11 protein-coding genes are annotated in these 16,526 nt (G+C 60.1%); 4 read left to right on the forward strand and 7 right to left on the reverse strand.

The window, feature by feature from the left end:
* Positions 1-8: 8 nt before the first annotated feature.
* The 5 genes from SIL87_RS09155 to SIL87_RS09175 all read right to left on the reverse strand — a co-directional run bounded on the left by SIL87_RS09155 (position 9) and on the right by SIL87_RS09175 (position 9,795).
* Positions 9-1,721: a peptide ABC transporter substrate-binding protein gene (locus SIL87_RS09155; RefSeq protein ID WP_319613868.1), complete on the reverse strand. Its 1,713-nt coding sequence runs from the start codon at positions 1,719-1,721 to the stop codon at positions 9-11.
* Between the two features lie 208 nt (positions 1,722-1,929).
* Positions 1,930-4,545: a TonB-dependent receptor gene (locus SIL87_RS09160; protein ID WP_319613869.1), complete on the reverse strand. Its 2,616-nt coding sequence runs from the start codon at positions 4,543-4,545 to the stop codon at positions 1,930-1,932.
* A gap of 402 nt (positions 4,546-4,947) precedes the next feature.
* Entirely contained in the window at positions 4,948-7,491 is a 2,544-nt protein-coding gene (locus SIL87_RS09165; RefSeq protein WP_319613870.1) for a TonB-dependent receptor, read from the reverse strand.
* A 481-nt stretch (positions 7,492-7,972) separates the two neighbouring features.
* Entirely contained in the window at positions 7,973-8,656 is a 684-nt protein-coding gene (locus SIL87_RS09170; protein WP_319613871.1) for an energy transducer TonB, read from the reverse strand.
* Positions 8,657-8,919: 263 nt separating this feature from the next.
* Positions 8,920-9,795, reverse strand: coding sequence for an ATP-binding protein (locus SIL87_RS09175; protein WP_319613872.1), 876 nt, complete (start codon positions 9,793-9,795; stop codon positions 8,920-8,922).
* Positions 9,796-9,885: 90 nt separating this feature from the next.
* Between SIL87_RS09175 and yajC the strand changes: the two genes are divergently transcribed.
* Positions 9,886-10,248, forward strand: coding sequence for a preprotein translocase subunit YajC (yajC, locus tag SIL87_RS09180; RefSeq protein ID WP_319613873.1), 363 nt, complete (start codon positions 9,886-9,888; stop codon positions 10,246-10,248).
* Between the two features lie 100 nt (positions 10,249-10,348).
* Here yajC and SIL87_RS09185 read toward each other — a convergent pair whose 3' ends face one another.
* A complete protein-coding gene (locus SIL87_RS09185; RefSeq protein ID WP_319613874.1) occupies positions 10,349-10,954 on the reverse strand; it encodes a superoxide dismutase in 606 nt (201 codons plus the stop codon).
* A gap of 121 nt (positions 10,955-11,075) precedes the next feature.
* On the opposite strand from SIL87_RS09185, the gene SIL87_RS09190 reads away from it, so the two are divergent.
* Entirely contained in the window at positions 11,076-11,795 is a 720-nt protein-coding gene (locus tag SIL87_RS09190) for a phytoene/squalene synthase family protein (protein ID WP_319613875.1), read from the forward strand.
* Positions 11,796-11,801: 6 nt separating this feature from the next.
* Here the strand turns inward: SIL87_RS09190 and SIL87_RS09195 are convergent, their stop codons facing one another.
* Positions 11,802-13,121 carry an OprD family outer membrane porin gene (locus SIL87_RS09195; RefSeq protein WP_319613876.1) on the reverse strand — a complete coding sequence of 440 codons (1,320 nt, stop codon included), beginning with the start codon at positions 13,119-13,121 and terminating at the stop codon, positions 11,802-11,804.
* Positions 13,122-13,267: 146 nt separating this feature from the next.
* Here SIL87_RS09195 and gyrA point away from each other — a divergent pair, with 146 nt between their 5' ends.
* Positions 13,268-16,003 (forward strand): DNA gyrase subunit A, encoded by a 2,736-nt coding sequence (gyrA, locus tag SIL87_RS09200; protein WP_319613877.1) that lies wholly within the window; start codon positions 13,268-13,270, stop codon positions 16,001-16,003.
* The gene (gene coaD, locus SIL87_RS09205) at positions 15,996-16,508 is read left to right on the forward strand and encodes a pantetheine-phosphate adenylyltransferase (protein WP_319613878.1); all 513 of its coding nucleotides are present in this window, start codon (positions 15,996-15,998) and stop codon (positions 16,506-16,508) included. The genes gyrA and coaD overlap by 8 nt, the downstream gene beginning before the upstream one ends.
* The last annotated feature ends 18 nt before the right edge of the window (positions 16,509-16,526 follow it).

Consider the following 16,526-nt stretch of genomic DNA (forward strand, 5'->3'; position numbering starts at 1 on the left):
CGGAGCCTTCACGGTGAAGATGGCGCGACGTTATCCGCGACCTGCGAGGCGCAGTCCGGCGTGGTCCAATGGAGATATTGCGGCGACCAGCCACCGGTGGGGCTGATGAACTTGCGGATGCCGCGCAGCCCTTTCCGGGCGAGCACGACGACACCGGTATCGTTCTGGAAAATGATCGGCTGTTGCTCGACCGCGTATTTCTCGTAGGCGTACAAGGCAGACAGGCCGGGCGTGGTTGTCACCGCGGCGAGAAGTTCGTCCATCTTTTTGTCGTTGTAGCCTTCCTGATTGTAGCTGCCTTTGGAGCCGAGTTGCGCGGCATCGGACGGGAAGCTGCCGAGCGACCATCCGAACGCCATGGCTTCCCATGTGAGAGGCCGGTAATCGAGCGCCATCAACTGATTGAACGTGACCTGGCGGATCTTCATGTCGATGCCGACCGCGCGCAAATCCTGTTGCTGGATTTCGGTCCAGAGCGTCGAGGTGGTGCCGCCGGAGGGGGTCAGGAGGGTGAAGGCGAGTTTTTTTCCGTTCTTTTCCCGGATGCCGTCGGGGCCGGGCTTCCAGCCCGCTTCGTCGAGCAATTTGCGCGCCTTGGCCGGATCGTAGCCGATCGGATATTTTCCGGCCTTTTCCGATGGGGGCAGGAACGTGGAGGGGATGACCGGGATGGGGCCGTATTCCGGTTTGGAGGCGTCATGGAACAGGACATGGACCACCTGCTCCTGATTGATGGCATCTGCCATCGCTTGCCGGACCCTGACGTCGTGAAAGAAGGGCACGGCCGGGTTTTTGTAGTTCAACTGGATGAATTGGAAGCCGAAATTCGGCGTCATCTTGATCCGGCGCACGTCTTTCAATTTTGCGACGGCATTCCAGAGCGAGAACGGGAGGTTGCTGACATCCAGCGTGCCGCTCTGCATTCCCTCGATCTCCGATCCCGACGAGTGGAGGAATGTCATGATGAACCGGCGGATCTGCGATTTATGACCCTGGTAGGTCGGGTTGGGGGCGAATTCGATGAAGCGGCCCAGCTTGAATTTCACGAGCTGATACGGGCCATCGACCACCTTGAAGAATGCCGGATCGGACTGATGACGCCACATCTGATTGATGGTGTATTTGCCCCAGGCATGGGCCGGGTAGGGCACGAACTGGGCGAGGCCGAGCAGTTCGAACCAGTCGGGATTGACCGGGTGCTTCAGGGTGACCGAAAACGTTTCCGGACCGAGAATATCGAATGATTTGATCAGGTTCGGAACACCGCCCGAATTATACCCGGGATAGGTCGGCCCGAGGCGCTTGATCAGGTCGTAGGTGAACTTGACGTCCCTGGTGGTCACCGGGCGGCCATCCGACCATTTCCATGGTTTCATGGTGACGGTGAAAACGGTGTTATTTTTCGAGACATCGATTTTGGTGGCGAGACTGCGGGGCCAAACGATTTTGTGGTCCCGGTTGATGTAGAGCAGCCCGTAATACATCAGACTGGACGCCTCGCCGTTATAGGCGCTGCTGATCAGGAACGGGTTGAGCGAGGTGACGGAGGCCGGAGGGGTGCCGAGGCCGACGCCGGGGGGGACGATGACGGTGCCGCAGGCTTGCGGGGCGGCGGCGAGGGCGGGGAGGGGCAGAGAGAGGGCGGCGGCGAGGAGGCAGCGGCGCAGGCGGGTGAACCGGTTGTTCGTACCTGTCTGCACATGTGCTGGCCGCATGGTCATTCTTTGCTCTCGCCGATCCATGGAACGCTCGTCAAGCAGAAATACCGAGGCTTGCAAAGCGGAAATGCAAAATAAGTTAAGGTTTGGAAAACAGTTTCGCACATGCGAAGGGAATTGAAATTTTCAATGCCGGGGCATGATGTTTTCATGCCGAATCGCACGAAAGGGTGGCACGGATGCCACCCCTTCGGCAGCCTCGTTCAGGTGATCAGAACTTCGCCGAGACGTTGAAGAAGATCGAGCGGGGGATCACGTTGAAGGCCGAGGCGTAGCTCGGGGTCAACGCAAAGCCGCCACCCTGCGGGATTTCCGCAGGCGAGAGGAAGTAATGTTCGTAGGCGTGCAGGCCAAGCAGGTTGTGAACATTGATCGAGAACTTCAGCTCTTTCAAATGATCGTATCCGTGCAGCTTCAGATTGTAGGCCAGATAGAGATTGGTCAGCAGGTAGCCCGGCAGTTTGAAGTTCTGAATGTTCGGTTGGCCGCCCAGCGTGTTGGCCAGATTGGCCTGAGTGTTGGGATAGTAGGGCGTGGTCGCCAGAGCCAGAGCGCTGTTGGGAGCGCCGGGGACGATGGTAGGACTGTTAGGCAACTGAGACGGCAGATCGAAGGTTATGAACTGCTGGCCGGTGTATTGGCCGCTCAGGCGAGCCTCGAACGGACCGTGATCGAACTCGACACCGAAATTGCCCAGCCAGTTCGGCACGCCGGCCAGCGGCTGACCCTTGAACGCATATCCGAACTGCCCCTCGAATGGCGTGTCCTGCGCGAAGAAGCTGTTGAGGTATTGCGCCTGGGTGTAGGAGGCATTTCCGAAAAATTCGAGGTCGTGAGTCAGACGGAATTTTCCGGATGCTTCATAGCCGTGATACTGGCTTGCGCCGGTATTTGCGTATGTTGAAACCAGAGTTTGGTAGTTGGTATAGAACGAGAACTGGTCGTTGATTTTCTGGTAATAGACATCGGCGTTCAAATAAAGACGTGGCGTATCGTAACGAAGACCCGCCTCGTACAGGTGAACGATTTCCGGTGTCGGAGCCTGGGTTGTGCTTCCGGTTACGCCCTGGGTGTAGTCGGTTGCGGGCGCGAACCGTGCCGATTTTCCGTAGCTGGCATAGGCAACCATATTATGCGGAAGATCGTAGCTGATTCCGAAATAGGGTTCGGCGACGGCTCCGAAATTCTGGAGTTTCGCAGGGAGGCCCTGGAGACTGTATTGGGTGATGTTGCTGGTATAGACGCCGGTAAACGTGACGCCGGGCTCAAGATGCAGCTTGTTGTCCAGCAGGTTGATCCGGTCCTGCGCGTAGGCGGAGTAGAGTGTCCGCTGGATGCCGCCGCCGAATGAATCCGAATTATACCCGATTTCGTTCGGCATATCGGCAGTCGAGTACATGAAGTCTTCACCACCGCTCGATTCCTTCGCGATGAGGGCGCCCACCGTGATGTCGTTGTGCGGCAGGAAGATGTTCGCCTTCGGCGCGAAGCCGATGGTGGTGGAGTGGCCGATATTCTCCTCTGCCGCCTCGCCGTAGGAATAGCAGGTCGGGTTGGTCGGGCTGCAGCCGGCCGGAGCGAACTGGTACGGGTCGTAGGTGAAGGCGCCGGGGCGATAGCCCGACGGGTTGGTTGACACGCCATTGGCCAGTGCCGTCGGGCCAAGTGCGCCGTAAGCGAGGTAGGGGACCTGGAAATTCACCTGATACGGAAACGATGGGTCGTAGGAGTAGGTGCCGGCCACGTTCGGGTTCATGTAGCTCGTGAACACATCCGACGAGTGGATCATGAACAGTTTGCCGCTCAGGATCAGGTGCGGATTGACGTAGGTCTGATCGCCGAGAATGACGGTGAGGTATTTATTGTTCTCATTCGTGAAGCTGAGCGAATGCGGGAAGTTGTAGCTGTAGCTGTTCGATTGTTGCAGCGTGGTCGGGAGCGAGAACGCCGAAATGTATCCCTGGGCGCGATTGTAGATAATGGTTGCCGAAACGTGGGAGAGGCCCTCGTTGTACGGTTTCACGAGCGAGAACAGCATGTCGCCGGAGCGGATGGAGTTGCCGTCCGGAAAACCTGCCGTGTAGCTCTGATTATAGCGCAGAAGGGCCCGCGGGGCATCGATACCGGTGCCGATGTTGCCGGTGTTTAGTTCAAAGCCGGCATGGCTGGTGTCGAACGAGCCAATGCCGCCGAAGATTTCGGCGGAAGGCTTGTCACTCGGCTTTTTGGTCGTGTAGGCAATCGTACCGCCAACCGTTGCGAATCCCTGCTTGTCCGGCGGGGCGACGCCCGGATAGACGGTGGTGCCGGAAATTTGGCCCAGCGTGATCGGCGAGCCGATATTGTTCGAGAGGAATGCGCCCTGGCCGCCGGAGATGAGGTCCTGAAGCGGGACGTCATCGAGCGTCTGAGCGAGCTGGCTGTTGCGGACGCCGCGAACCGTCAACACGGGAACGCCCTGGCCGATATTCTGCTGGTATTCGTTGACGGACGGAGTTTGTTTGAGCAGCGACTGGATAGAGCCCTGCTGAGTGCCCTCGGCCTCGATCTGTTTCTGGTTGACCGAAGAAACGGCGTTGGCGATGTTTTTCTCTTTGAGCAGAAGTTCTTTATAAAACTTCTTGATCTTCTGGATGTGGACCGCCTGCGCCTCGGGCGTGGTGGCGCCGCCCGGAATGATCGGGGCGTTACCGGTGGCCGGTGTGGCGGGGATGATGATCGGGGCGGGCGCGCTTTGCGCCCAGACCCGTGCCGAAAACACCATGCCGCTCGCGACCGAGCAGGCGGTGATCAGCAGAATGCGCTTTCGCCTCGTTCCAACTTGCATAGACAACTCCCAGAGCCCCTGAGGGGCGGTGAACCCGAATCCAAATTTTGATCGCGCATGTCAGCAAACGCGGTGCAGAGGCGCGCATGTCGCATGGGGGGGTTTTTGCTGGCTAGAGCGTTCAGGACACAGCTATGTCCTTTCCGCTTTCGTATCGTTACATATTCATGAAATGGGTTTTATTAAATTTCAAAAAAATATCTCAAAGTCGGCTACAAACGATTTTTATTTTCGAAAATGCGTCGATAGAGTGCCTACTCATTTCGGTGAACAGTTTTTGTCACCTTAATATCACAATTGTGTGAATTTGGATGGGTATGGAACGCAATCCGGGGCGTTTTGGAATTCCGGGTAGAAAAAAACCGGCCTATTGGCCGGTTTTTCTCAGTCGTGTCAGTTTTGTCAGAATCGCGCGGTGACGTTGAAGAAGATCGAACGCGGGATTCCGACATAGGACGATGCGTAGGTTGGCGTGAGTGCGAATCCGCCATTCAGGGGCAGTTCCGCCGGTGCGAGGAAGTAATGCTGATAATAATGCAGTCCCAGAAGGTTCTGTACGTTCAGCGAGAACTTGAGGTACTGAAGATGCTCGTAACCATGCATCGGAAGTTTGTAGCTGAGATATACGTTTGCCAGGAAATAGGACGGCAATTTGAAGTTCTGCGGAATCGGGCCGAAGCCGCTGAGTTTGTTGCCGAGTACGGATTGGGGCACTGCGTAGTAAGGCGTTGTTGCCAGCGCCAGGCTTGAATTGGGGCTTGGCGGTGCGATTTCCGGATTGTCCGGCAGTTGGGGTGCGAAGTCGTAGGTGATGAACTGCTGCCCGGTATAGGATGCGCTGAGGCGAGCCGAGAACGGACCGTGATCGTATTCGACGCCGAAATTACCAAGCCAGTTCGGCACACCGGCGAGGGGTTCGCCCTTGAATGCGTAGCCGAACTGCCCTTGGAACGGCGTTACGCTCGCAAAGAAATTGTTGAGATATTGGGCCTGAGTATAGGACGCATTGCCGAACAGTTCGATGTCATTGGTCAGGCGGTATTTCGTCGACATTTCATAGCCGTGATAGGCTGACGCGCCGGTATTGGAGTAATTCGAAACGCCGGTCTGGTAGTTGGTGTAGAACGAGAACTGTGCAGTGACCTTCTGGTAGAAAGTATCGAGGTTCAGGTAGAAATCCGGCGTGTCGTAACGGATACCGGCGGTGTAGGCGTGAACGACTTCCGGCTTTGGCGCGGAGGTTGTGCTGGAAATGCCGAGGGAGTTGGCGGTGCCGAGGGTATAGTCGTCGATCGGCGCGTAGCGGGCACCTTTGCCGTATTCGGCGTATCCGACGAAATTGTGCGGGAAATCGTAGGTCACGCCCAAATAGGGGTCGGCCTGTTTGCCGTAGTTCTGCAGCTTGTAGTTGCCGGTCGGGTTGCTGGTCAGGCCGGTATTGATGTCGGCCTGCGAGTAGGAGAAGGCCGCGATCGCGCTGCTATACACGCCGGTCAACTGGATACCGGGTTCGATGTGGAGCTTGTTGTGGAACAGATTGATCTTGTCCTGAGCGAATACGGTATAGATGGTCCGTTGCGATCCGCCGCCGAACGAGATCGAGTTGTAGCCGATGATCTGCGGCATCGGTTCCGAACCATAGACGTAGCTTGCTCCGCCCAACCCCATTGACTTGGTGAAAAGTCCGCCGACCGTGATGTCGTTATGCGGCAGGAAAATGTTGGCGCGCGGGCTGAAACCGATTGTCTGGGTCCCCCCGGTAATGACTTCGGCAGACTCGCCAGCGGTATAACTACCGAAGGTGGCCAACGGATTATAGGTGAAGAAGGGCGGGTTGTAGTAGAAGCCGGTGCCGGGTCCGACCGGGCCATCGGCAAAATAGGGCACCTGGAACGTGACCTGGTAGGGGAAGGCGGGATTATAGGCGATGGTGTTGGGGTTCTGATAACTGGTGAAGGTGCTCGGCTGACGCAGATAGAACAGGCTGCCCTCAAGGATCAGGTGCGGGTTGATATAGGTCTCGTCGTGCAATATCGCCGTCAGATACTTGTTGTTCTCCCTCGTGTAGGTCAGTGAATGAGGGAAATTGTAGCTGTAGCTGTTGGCCTGTTGGAGCGGCACCGGCAGGGGAGCGGTCGTGATGTAACCGTCCGCGCGGTTGTAGATGACGGTCGCCGACATGTGGGACAAACCCTCATCATAGGGCTTCTCGACCTGGAAATACATGTCGCCTGAGCGGATGGAGTTGCCATCCGGGAAGCCGTAAGTGTAGCTCTGGTTATACCGCAGAATGGCTCGCGGCGCATCGATCCCTTGGCCGATATCGCCGGTGTTGATTTCGAAACCGGCATTGCTGGAGTCGAACGACCCGATGCCGCCGAAAATCTCGGCGTAAGGCTTGGCGGTCGGCTTTTTGGATTCGTAAGCGATGGTGCCGCCGATGGTCGCGAAGCCCTGCTTGTCCGGCGGCGCGACGCCCGGATAGACCGTGGTGCTTTCCAACTGGCCAAGCGTGATGGGCGACCCGAGATTGTTATTCAAAAAGGCGCCCTGGCCGCCTGAGAGCAGATCCTGCAAGGGAATCAGCCCATTCAAGGTCGAGGCCAACTGGGAGTTGCGGACACCGCGAACCGTGAGAACGGGGACGCCCTGACCGATATTCTGCTGGTATTCGTTGACCGACGGCGTCTGTTTCAACAGGGACTGGATCGAGCCCTGCTGCGTGCCGGTCGATTCGATCTGCTTTTTGTCGATATGGGACACTGCTGTGGAGACGTTCTTTTCCTTCAGCAGCAATTCCCGATAATATTTTTTGATTTTCGCAATATGAACGGCCTGTGCTTCGGGCGTTGCCGGACCGCCCGGAATGATCGGGCCGGCACCGGTATCGGGAACGATCACGGGGGCCGGTGCGGTTTGCGCCCAGACTCTGGCCGAGAACACCATGCCGCTCGCGACCGAGCAGGCGGTGAGCAGGATTATTCGGTGACGGCCGGATCGCGATATCATCATTCAAGTCTCCCAGACTGATCAGAGAAAAATTCGACAGCCATCACCGCTTTGCATGGCTGACCTCCGTATAATTTAGGGTGCGTGATTTTTTCGCTAGGGCAATTCGGCCACATTCTGAAAACTTCGTAAGAGATTGCGGCTTGGCACTGCGTTCCATGCCGATTGGCGGATCGGCTCGACAGTTTCGGTCATTCACAAGAAGATGGGAGTAACATAATTCCGAAGACGATGACGGTTTTGTTACTTGGATTACGAATGGCTAAATTATCACGATTTTGTGAAGTGAGCGAGCTTTGATGTTTGGTAGAAAAAGATGACTAATTATTGGGCGTATTTTGCATAGGTGGAGTTTATTTTGCACAAAAAAACCCCGCCAGATGGCGGGGTTGATTGGACTCGTTGCAGCCTGTCCGTCTTATCCTTCGGGCAGGATCTCGATCGGCAAGGCGAAGGTCTTGTTTGCGCTGCCCGGAAATCCCGGGAAGTGCATGCGTTCCACGGCTTCGAGGCCGGCTTTGTCGATCAGGGGGTTGCCGCTGCTTTTGTAGATGCTGGCGGAAATCAGCCGGCCGGCGGGGGTGAGGGAGAACTCGATATAGACCGTGCCTTGCAGCTTCAGCATCCGCATCGCGCGGCTGACGTGGACGAGGTGCTGGATCGGGGCGCGGAGGCCGGCGGCATAATTGGCGAAATTATAGGCGGGCGCCGGTGGCGGGGCCGGGGGCGGCGGCGGCTTTTTCAGGGGCGGCGGCGGCGGGTGGTGGATCACGACGTGTTTCACCGGCACCGGGATTTTGGTCGGTTTCGGCGAGACGTGATGCACGATCGGGTGCGGAATGGGTTTGGGTACCGGCACCGGGACCGGCGGCGGCGGTTTGGGCAGCGGCGGTGGTGGTTTCGGTTTGGGGAGCTGCACCATATGGACGAAGGTGGTCGGCACCACCGGCTTTTTGACGTGCGGCATGTGGTTGGCGGCATAGAAAATGCCGCCGAATACCGCCGCCATCAGCACGATGCTGAAAATGCCGGCCCGTGGCAGGCCGAGTTCATCGGGTTCCCAGGGCGGCAGGCCGCCATTCATGGTCGCGCCATCAAGCATCAGCGGGCTCTCCAGCCAGTTTATGGCCTAATCGTGAATTGAAGACCGGGTGGCGGCAGCCATGCCCGATCGATGATTTCGGTGTCTGTAATCCGTTTGCCATATGGGCTGTCAAGCAATGCCTGTGCCGAAATGCCGCATTGCACCAGCGCGGGACGCAATGATGGGCTGCGTGTGAGGGAGGCGTTGCGCCGGGTGGCATTTTTGCTTGTCATCCCTTGCGTAATCGGTGGCAGGCAAGCAATTTTCAACAAAAATAAATTTTATGAAAAATCGGCATCCGCCATCGTGATATCGTGGCCGAGGCGGCCGGCGAGATCGCTGATGAACTGCCACGCCACCCGCCCCGAGCGGGCACCGCGGGTGACCGACCATTCGATCGCCTCGGCGTGGAGCGGCTCGCGCTCGATCGGCAGGCGGAATTTTTCGGCGTAGCCTTCGACCATCGCGAGAAATTGTGCCTGGTCGCATTTGTGAAAGCCGATCCAGATGCCGAACCGGTCCGACAGAGAGACTTTTTCCTCGGTCGCCTCGGAAGGGTTGATGGCGGTGCTGCGCTCGTTTTCGATCATGTCGCGCGGCATCAGGTGGCGGCGGTTGGAGGTCGCGTAGAACAGCACGGTTTCGGGCCGGCCTTTGATGCCGCCGTCGAGCACCGATTTGAGGGCTTTGTAGTCGGCATCCTCGCGTTCGAAGGACAAATCGTCGCACAGAACGAGGGCGCGGCGGGAGTCGCGGCGGAGGATGTCGAGCAGGGCGGGGAGGGTGCCGATATCCTCGCGGTGGATTTCGATCAGGGCGAGGCTGCCGGGGATTTCGCGATTGGCGGCGGCGTGGGCGGCTTTGACCAGGGAGGATTTGCCCATGCCGCGCGAACCCCACAGCATCGCGTTGTTGGCGGGGAGACCGCGCGCGAAGCGGATCGTGTTGTCGAGCAGGATCTGCTTCTGGCGTTCGACGCCCTTGAGGAGATCGATATCGACGCGGGCGACGTGATCGACCGGTTCGAGCACCTGGCGGGACGGATGCCAGACGAAGGCATCGTGGTCGGCGAGCGAGGCACGGGGTGGGGCCGGTGGTGCGAGCCGTTCCAGAGCGTCGGCGATGCGGGCGAGCAGATCGGTCACGGCGTGGTCCATGCAGGGTCCTGACTTGACGGGGCGGGCGGCCAAACTATGGTCCCGCGCGACCAAGGGCAACCATCACCGTTTCAGATCAGGGTATCATTCATGTTCATCGCCACCGCCTATGCCGCAACCACCGCTGCCGATTCGGGCGGTATGTCGGCGCTCATCAATTTCGCGCCGCTCGTTCTGATCGTTATCGTTTTCTATTTCATTCTGATCCGTCCGCAGCAGCAGCAGGCCAAGGCGCAGAAGATCCGGCTGACCGCGATCAAGCGCGGCGACAAGGTGGTGACCGGGGGCGGGTTCATCGGGCAGGTCGCCAAGGCGGTGGACGGCGCGGAGGAAATCGAGGTGGATATCGCGCCCAATGTGCGGGTGACGGTGCTGCGAAGCACGATCAGCACAGTGTTGGGCGATCCGAAGCCAGCGGGCAAGGTGGCTGAGGTGAAGAAGGCCACGAAATAAGGAAGCGGTTCTTTTTTGCAAAAAAGAACCAAAAAACTCTTGTCGATTCAGGAATTTTTTTGCTTCTTTTTTATAAAAAAGAAGCGCTTCCTTGGCGTTGTTACGCCATGAGGTGTTCGGCGTAGGCGTAATGCGCGATCTTATCGAGCCAGTTGGTCACATAATCCGGACGGCGGTTGCGGAAATCGAGGTAGTAGGAGTGTTCCCACACATCGATGCCGAGGAGGGCCTTGCCTTCCTTCGTGGCGAGCGGGTTGGAGCCGTTGGGGGTCTTGGTCACCGCCAGCTTGCCATCGGGTTTCAGGATCAACCAGGCCCAGCCGGAGCCGAACTGGGTGGTGGCGGCGGTTTTGAACGCTTCCTTGAATTTCTCGACCGAACCGAAATCCTCGGTCAGTTTGGCTTCGAGCCGGGCGGGGATTTTGCCGCCGTCGGTCGGTGACATCATCGGCCAGAACAGATTATGGTTCCAATGCTGGCCGGCATTGTTGAACACCGGGGCCATGTCGGCCTTGCCGTGGGTGTGGTGAATGATCTCTTCGAGGGATTTGCCTTGGAGTTCGGCATGTTTTTCAACGAAGCCGTTCAGTGCCGTGACATAGGCCTGGTGGTGCTTGTCGTGATGGAGTTCCATGGTCTCCTGGCACATGCCGTGGCCCGCCAGGGCTGCGTGGGGATAGGGTAATGCGGGGAGTTCGAACGCCATTGTGGCATCTCCGATCCGGTTTGAGGATTCTGCTTGACCGCCGGCACGCGAGCCGCACCGGTTGCGTCACCGGTAGCTATGGTCGGGCGATGGCCGCGTCAAGCATCGATCGCCTGATGCAATGACTGATGCCGAGTTGGCCGCGCTGGTGCGCCGGGCCGATCCGGACCGGTTTATCGGTGCCTTATTCGCACCACCGGAGCGGCGGCGATGGCTGCTGACGCTTTATGCTTTCAATCATGAACTGGCGCGGGCGCGCGAGGTGGCGCATTCGGCCCCGCTCGCGCTGATCCGGCTGCACTGGTGGCGCGAGGTGGTGGAAGGGGCGACGCGCGATCATCCGGTTGCCAACCTTGTGCGCGAGGCGATCGGGGCGGGCGCGCTCGATCCGGTAGCGTTGGCGGCGCTGGTCGATGCGCGGGAGGCCGAGGCGGAGCCGATTGCGGGCGGGGCCGCGTTCATGGCCTATGTGCGCGGGACCGCCGGAGGGCTGGGCCGGATGGCCGGACGGTGCCTCGGAGTGGATGATGCGGCGGGGCTGGGGTGCCTCGATGATCTCGGGACCGGGTATGGGATCGTGGCGATTTTGCGAGCCGGTGATGCGCTCAGGGCGCACGGACGGGTGCTGCTGCCCGAGGATGCGGGGGTGCTGCGCGATCTGCCCGATATTGCCCGGCTCCTGCTGGCGAACCGGCCACCGCGCGCTGCACTCGCGGCGGCACTGCCGGCCGTGCTGGCGCGGCGGGATTTGCAGCGGGTGCGACGCGGCGACCCAATGCGGCCGCGCAGCCTGGGTGATCGGCTCGCGGTGATCGCCGCGGGGCTTTCCGGCCGGATGTGAGACGGATCAGAACCGGTAGGCCAGCATCACCCGGTTATAGATGAAATCGTGTGATCCGTAGGTGTTGGTTTCGTTGCATAGATTATTCGCGCATTTGTTGATGACCATGCGGTCGCGGATGGTGAGGTTCTTCAGCTTCGTCGGGCGATACTGCACGCTGGCATAAAGCGCATGGATATCGCCGCTGTAATAGGTGTTGAAATCGGCGATCGCGCCCATCAGCGACAGGCGGCGGTCGAGGGCGGTGTAGTCCGCGCCCAGGGCTATGGCGTGTCCCGGTCCGAAGGTGACGAGGCTGGTCGACATGAAGGAGGCGTACATCACCTTGTAGTTCTCGTAGGGCGAAACCAGCGCGCCGCCGCCGAAGGCGCCGGGGTGGGGTTGGAGGACGTCGTACCCGAGGAAGAGCTTGCCGTGCGGGATGTTCACCCCGCCTTCGATGCCTTCGAGCGTGGTATCGACATCGTGACCGGGCTGATGGAACATGACCGCATCATAGCGGGAGAACATGCCGGCGCCGGACCATTCGCGCAGGAACTGGCCGCTGACGAAAGGTGTCACCGCGCCGTCATGGCCGAAATCGTAGGTGCCCTGCGTGTAGAACATCCGGGCGAACTGGTAGAAATTATAATACCATGCGGTCGCGTCCACCCTGTGGGTTTTGTAGGTGGCCCCGAAGGCGAGCGTGCCCGGGGCGGGGGCTGCGGTGCGGGGCAGGACGCCTTCCGTGCCGTAAAGATCGTCGTTCTGGTACTGCGTCGCGTAATAGAGGTTGTCCTGAGCATACCGTGACGAGGTGCGCGACTGCCAGGCGAATACCCGGGTGCCGACCAGAGTGATGTCCCTGACCGGTTTCACCGCCACGAACACGCCCTGATAAGTCTGGGGGAACATTCGCGAATCGCGCGGGCCCATCCAGGGGGTCTTGATGATCTGATCGCCGGCGCGGAGCAGCAGGAAATCGTTCCGGTATTGCAGATAGGCCTGACCGAGCGATGCCAGGGTGGGGCCGGTGCCCATCAGGGTCGAATCGATGGTCGCCGGATTGCGCCCGTTGGCCCCGAGGGAGTTGGCGTAGAACAGGCTCGCCGTTGCGCTGAAGCCGCCCAGAACCGGTTCGGTGCTGACGTTCAGGATGCCGCCGAGGCTGTAGGCGTTCTGATTGTCCTTGCGCGGCGATCCGGTCAGGCGGCTGAAATAATAGGAGCGGATCTGGCCGCTGATATGGATGAAATCGGGGCTCGTGGCCGCCTGGGCGTGTGCCCGCATCGGCAGCGCCATTGTTGCGCATGCCAGCGCGCCTGCCGCGAGACTGTGGATTCGCATATCCTTGATCCCCCCTTTTGTGGCCACCCCCACCGGCGGCTCCGGCGACGGAAATGGGGATGGAGCCACCCATATGTCCAATCACGAATATATGCTTGATTGGGCGTCCTCTCGCCGGTGTTCACCATAAATGATATGACATCCGCATGACCGACCAATCCGAGACTACCGAAGGCCCGCGCGGCCTGTCGCCCGTGACCATCGAGCAGGAAATGCGCCGTTCCTATCTCGATTATGCCATGTCCGTGATCGTTTCGCGCGCGCTGCCGGATGCACGGGACGGGTTGAAGCCGGTGCATCGGCGGATTTTGTATGCCATGGCCGAATCGGGCAACACGCCGGACAAGCCGTATCGCAAATCGGCCCGCATGGTCGGTGATGTGATGGGCAAGTATCATCCGCATGGCGATGCCGCGATTTATGATGCCGCCGTGCGGATGGCGCAGGGATTTTCGATGCGGGTGCCGCTGATCGACGGTCAGGGCAATTTCGGCTCGGTCGATGGCGATCCGCCGGCGGCGATGCGCTATACCGAGGCGCGGCTGGCCGATGCGGCGATGGCGCTGCTGACCGATATCGATCGCGATACCGTCGATTTCCAGCCGACCTACGATGAATCCGACAATGAGCCGCGTGTGTTGCCCGCCGCCTATCCCAATCTGCTGGTCAATGGCGGCAACGGCATCGCGGTGGGCATGGCGACCAATATTCCGCCGCACAACCCGACCGAGATCATCGATGCGACGCTGCATCTGCTCGAACACCCCGAGGCGACGCTGGATGATCTGATGAAGATCGTCCCCGGGCCGGATTTTCCGACCGGTGCCATGATTCTCGGGCGTTCGGGCATTCGCAATGCGTTCGAAACCGGGCGGGGGTCGATCGTGGTGCGGGCGCGCGCGGCGATCGAGGAGATTCGCAAGGACCGGCTTGCCATCGTGGTCAGCGAGCTGCCGTATCAGGTCAACAAGGCGACGCTGCTGGAACGGATCGCCGAACTGGTCCGCAACAAGGAGGTCGAGGGGATTTCCGATCTGCGCGACGAGAGCGACCGCGACGGGATGCGCATGGTGGTGGAACTCAAGCGCGATGCGACGCCGGAGGTGGTGCTCAACCAGTTGTACCGGTTCACCCAGTTGCAGACCGGCTTCGCCATCAACATGCTGGCGCTGGATGCGGGGCGGCCCCGGCAACTCGGGCTGCGCGATGCGCTCGATTGTTTCATCGCGTTCCGTGAGGACGTGATTTTGCGCCGCGCGCGGTTCGATCTGAACAAGGCGCGCGACCGGGCGCATATTCTGGTCGGGCTCGGGATTGCGGTTGCGAATATCGACGATGTCATCGCCCTGATCCGCGCCGCGCCGGATGCGGCGGCGGCGCGGGTGGCGTTGATGGCGCGGGACTGGCCGGCGGGCGATGTGATGCCGCTGCTCGCGCTGATCGATGATCACGGCAACCAGGTGACCGAGGCCGGCACGGTGCGGCTGACCGAAGCGCAGGCGCGGGGCATTCTGGAATTGCGCCTGCAACGCCTGACCGGGTTGGAGCGCGACAAGATCCAGGGCGAGTTGCGCGAGGTCGGGGAAAAAATCGGGGAATTGCTTGCGATCATTGGCTCGCGGCCGCGCCGGCTGGAAGTGATGCGCGAGGAACTGGTGGCGGTGCGGGCGCGGATCGGCTCGCCCCGACGCACCAGCATCGAGGACAGCGTCGCCGATCAGGACGATGAAAGCCTGATCGAGCCCGGCCAGATGGTCGTGACCATGACACGGGACGGGTTCATCAAGCGCACCCCGCTGGAAGCGTTCCGCGCCCAGAATCGGGGCGGACGGGGCCGGGCGGCGGCTTCGATGCGCGGGGATGACGTGATCACCCGCAGCTTCAACGCCCATACCCATCAGTTCGTGCTGTTTTTCAGCAAGGGCGGCAAGGTGTTTCGCGAAAAGGTCTGGCGCCTGCCGGAATCCGCCCCTGCCGCGAAGGGGCGCGCGATCGTCAATATCCTGCCGGAACTCAATGGCGATGCGGTGACCACCGTGCTGCCGTTGCCGCAGGACGAGAGCCTGTGGAACGATCTGCACCTCGTGTTCGCCACCGCTGCGGGCAATGTCCGGCGCAACCGGCTGGCGGATTTCCGCAATGTCCGCTCGTCCGGGTTGATCGCGATGAAGCTGGATGAGGGGGATCATCTGGTGGGTGTTGCGACCTGCCGGGAGGGGGATGACGTGTTTCTGGCCACCCGGCTTGCGCGGTGCATCCGGTTTCAGATCACCGATGAGACGTTGCGGGTGTTCGCGGGGCGGGATTCCAACGGGGTGCGTGGCATCCGGCTCGGCAGTGAGGACGAGGTGATCTCGCTTTCGGTGCTGCGTCATGTCGATGCCGACGTCGATCAGCGCGCCGCTTACCTCAAACTCGCCGCCGCCCAGCGCCGGAACAATGGCGAGGATGCCGATGTCGAAACCGTCGAGCCCGAGGAGGTCACGGCTGAGATCACCTTGTCGCCGGAACGGGCCGCCGAACTCGCGGCGGCTGAAGAGATGCTGCTGACCGTCACCACCGGCGGGTTCGGCAAACGGTCCTCGGCCTATGAATATCGCGTCACCGGCAGGGGCGGGCAGGGGATTACCAATATCGCCCTTGCCGCGCGCAATGGCCGCGCGGTGGTTGCGAGTTTCCCGGTGCGCGCCGGGGACGACATCATGCTCGTGACCGATCATGGCAAGCTGATCCGCGCGCCGGTCGATCAGGTGCGGATCACGGGGCGGCAGGCGATGGGGGTGACGCTCGTGCGGGTCGATAAGGATGAACAGGTGACCAGCGTGTTTCCGGTGCTCGATGACGGCGGGGATGCTCCGGGCGAGGACGAATCCGGTGGCTGAGCGCGGGCTGACCGGGCTTTATCCCGGGACGTTCGATCCGATCACCAATGGCCATGTCGATATCATCAGCCGGGCCGCAACGCTGTGTGCGCGGCTGGTGATCGGGGTGGCGCGCAATGCCGGGAAGGGGCCGCTGTTTCCGAGCGACGAGCGGGTGGAACTGGTGCGTGCGGAGATCGAGCCGATTGCGGCGCGGACCGGTACCATCATCGAGGTGCGCGCTTTCGATTCGCTGTTGATCGGATTCGCGCAGGAGCTTGGCGCGCATGTGATCGTGCGCGGGTTGCGCGCGGTCTCGGATTTCGACTACGAATTCCAGATGGCCGGTATGAACGCCCGTCTCGATCCGAAAATCGAGACGATTTTCCTGATGGCGAGCGAGCGCCAGCAATTCATCTCGTCACGTTTCGTCAAGGAAATCGCCCAACTGGGCGGCGACATATCGAGTTTCGTCCCGAAACTGACTTTGGAGAGAACCCTGCGAAGGGTTGGCAGAACAAAATGATCACACGACGTACCATTC

The organism is Acidiphilium acidophilum (genome assembly GCF_033842475.1).
Lineage (GTDB): Bacteria > Pseudomonadota > Alphaproteobacteria > Acetobacterales > Acetobacteraceae > Acidiphilium > Acidiphilium acidophilum.

Bases quoted from the DNA above. Each gene is read 5' to 3' on its own strand.
- SIL87_RS09155 (WP_319613868.1), bottom strand. From the start codon at position 1,721: ATGACCATGCGGCCAGCACATGTGCAGACAGGTACGAACAACCGGTTC.
- SIL87_RS09160 (WP_319613869.1), bottom strand. From the start codon at position 4,545: ATGCAAGTTGGAACGAGGCGAAAGCGCATTCTGCTGATCACCGCCTGC.
- SIL87_RS09165 (WP_319613870.1), bottom strand. From the start codon at position 7,491: ATGGTGTTCTCGGCCAGAGTCTGGGCGCAAACCGCACCGGCCCCCGTG.
- SIL87_RS09170 (WP_319613871.1), bottom strand. From the start codon at position 8,656: ATGCTTGATGGCGCGACCATGAATGGCGGCCTGCCGCCCTGGGAACCC.
- SIL87_RS09175 (WP_319613872.1), bottom strand. From the start codon at position 9,795: ATGGACCACGCCGTGACCGATCTGCTCGCCCGCATCGCCGACGCTCTG.
- yajC (WP_319613873.1), top strand. From the start codon at position 9,886: ATGTTCATCGCCACCGCCTATGCCGCAACCACCGCTGCCGATTCGGGC.
- SIL87_RS09185 (WP_319613874.1), bottom strand. From the start codon at position 10,954: ATGGCGTTCGAACTCCCCGCATTACCCTATCCCCACGCAGCCCTGGCG.
- SIL87_RS09190 (WP_319613875.1), top strand. From the start codon at position 11,076: ATGACTGATGCCGAGTTGGCCGCGCTGGTGCGCCGGGCCGATCCGGAC.
- SIL87_RS09195 (WP_319613876.1), bottom strand. From the start codon at position 13,121: ATGCGAATCCACAGTCTCGCGGCAGGCGCGCTGGCATGCGCAACAATG.
- gyrA (WP_319613877.1), top strand. From the start codon at position 13,268: ATGACCGACCAATCCGAGACTACCGAAGGCCCGCGCGGCCTGTCGCCC.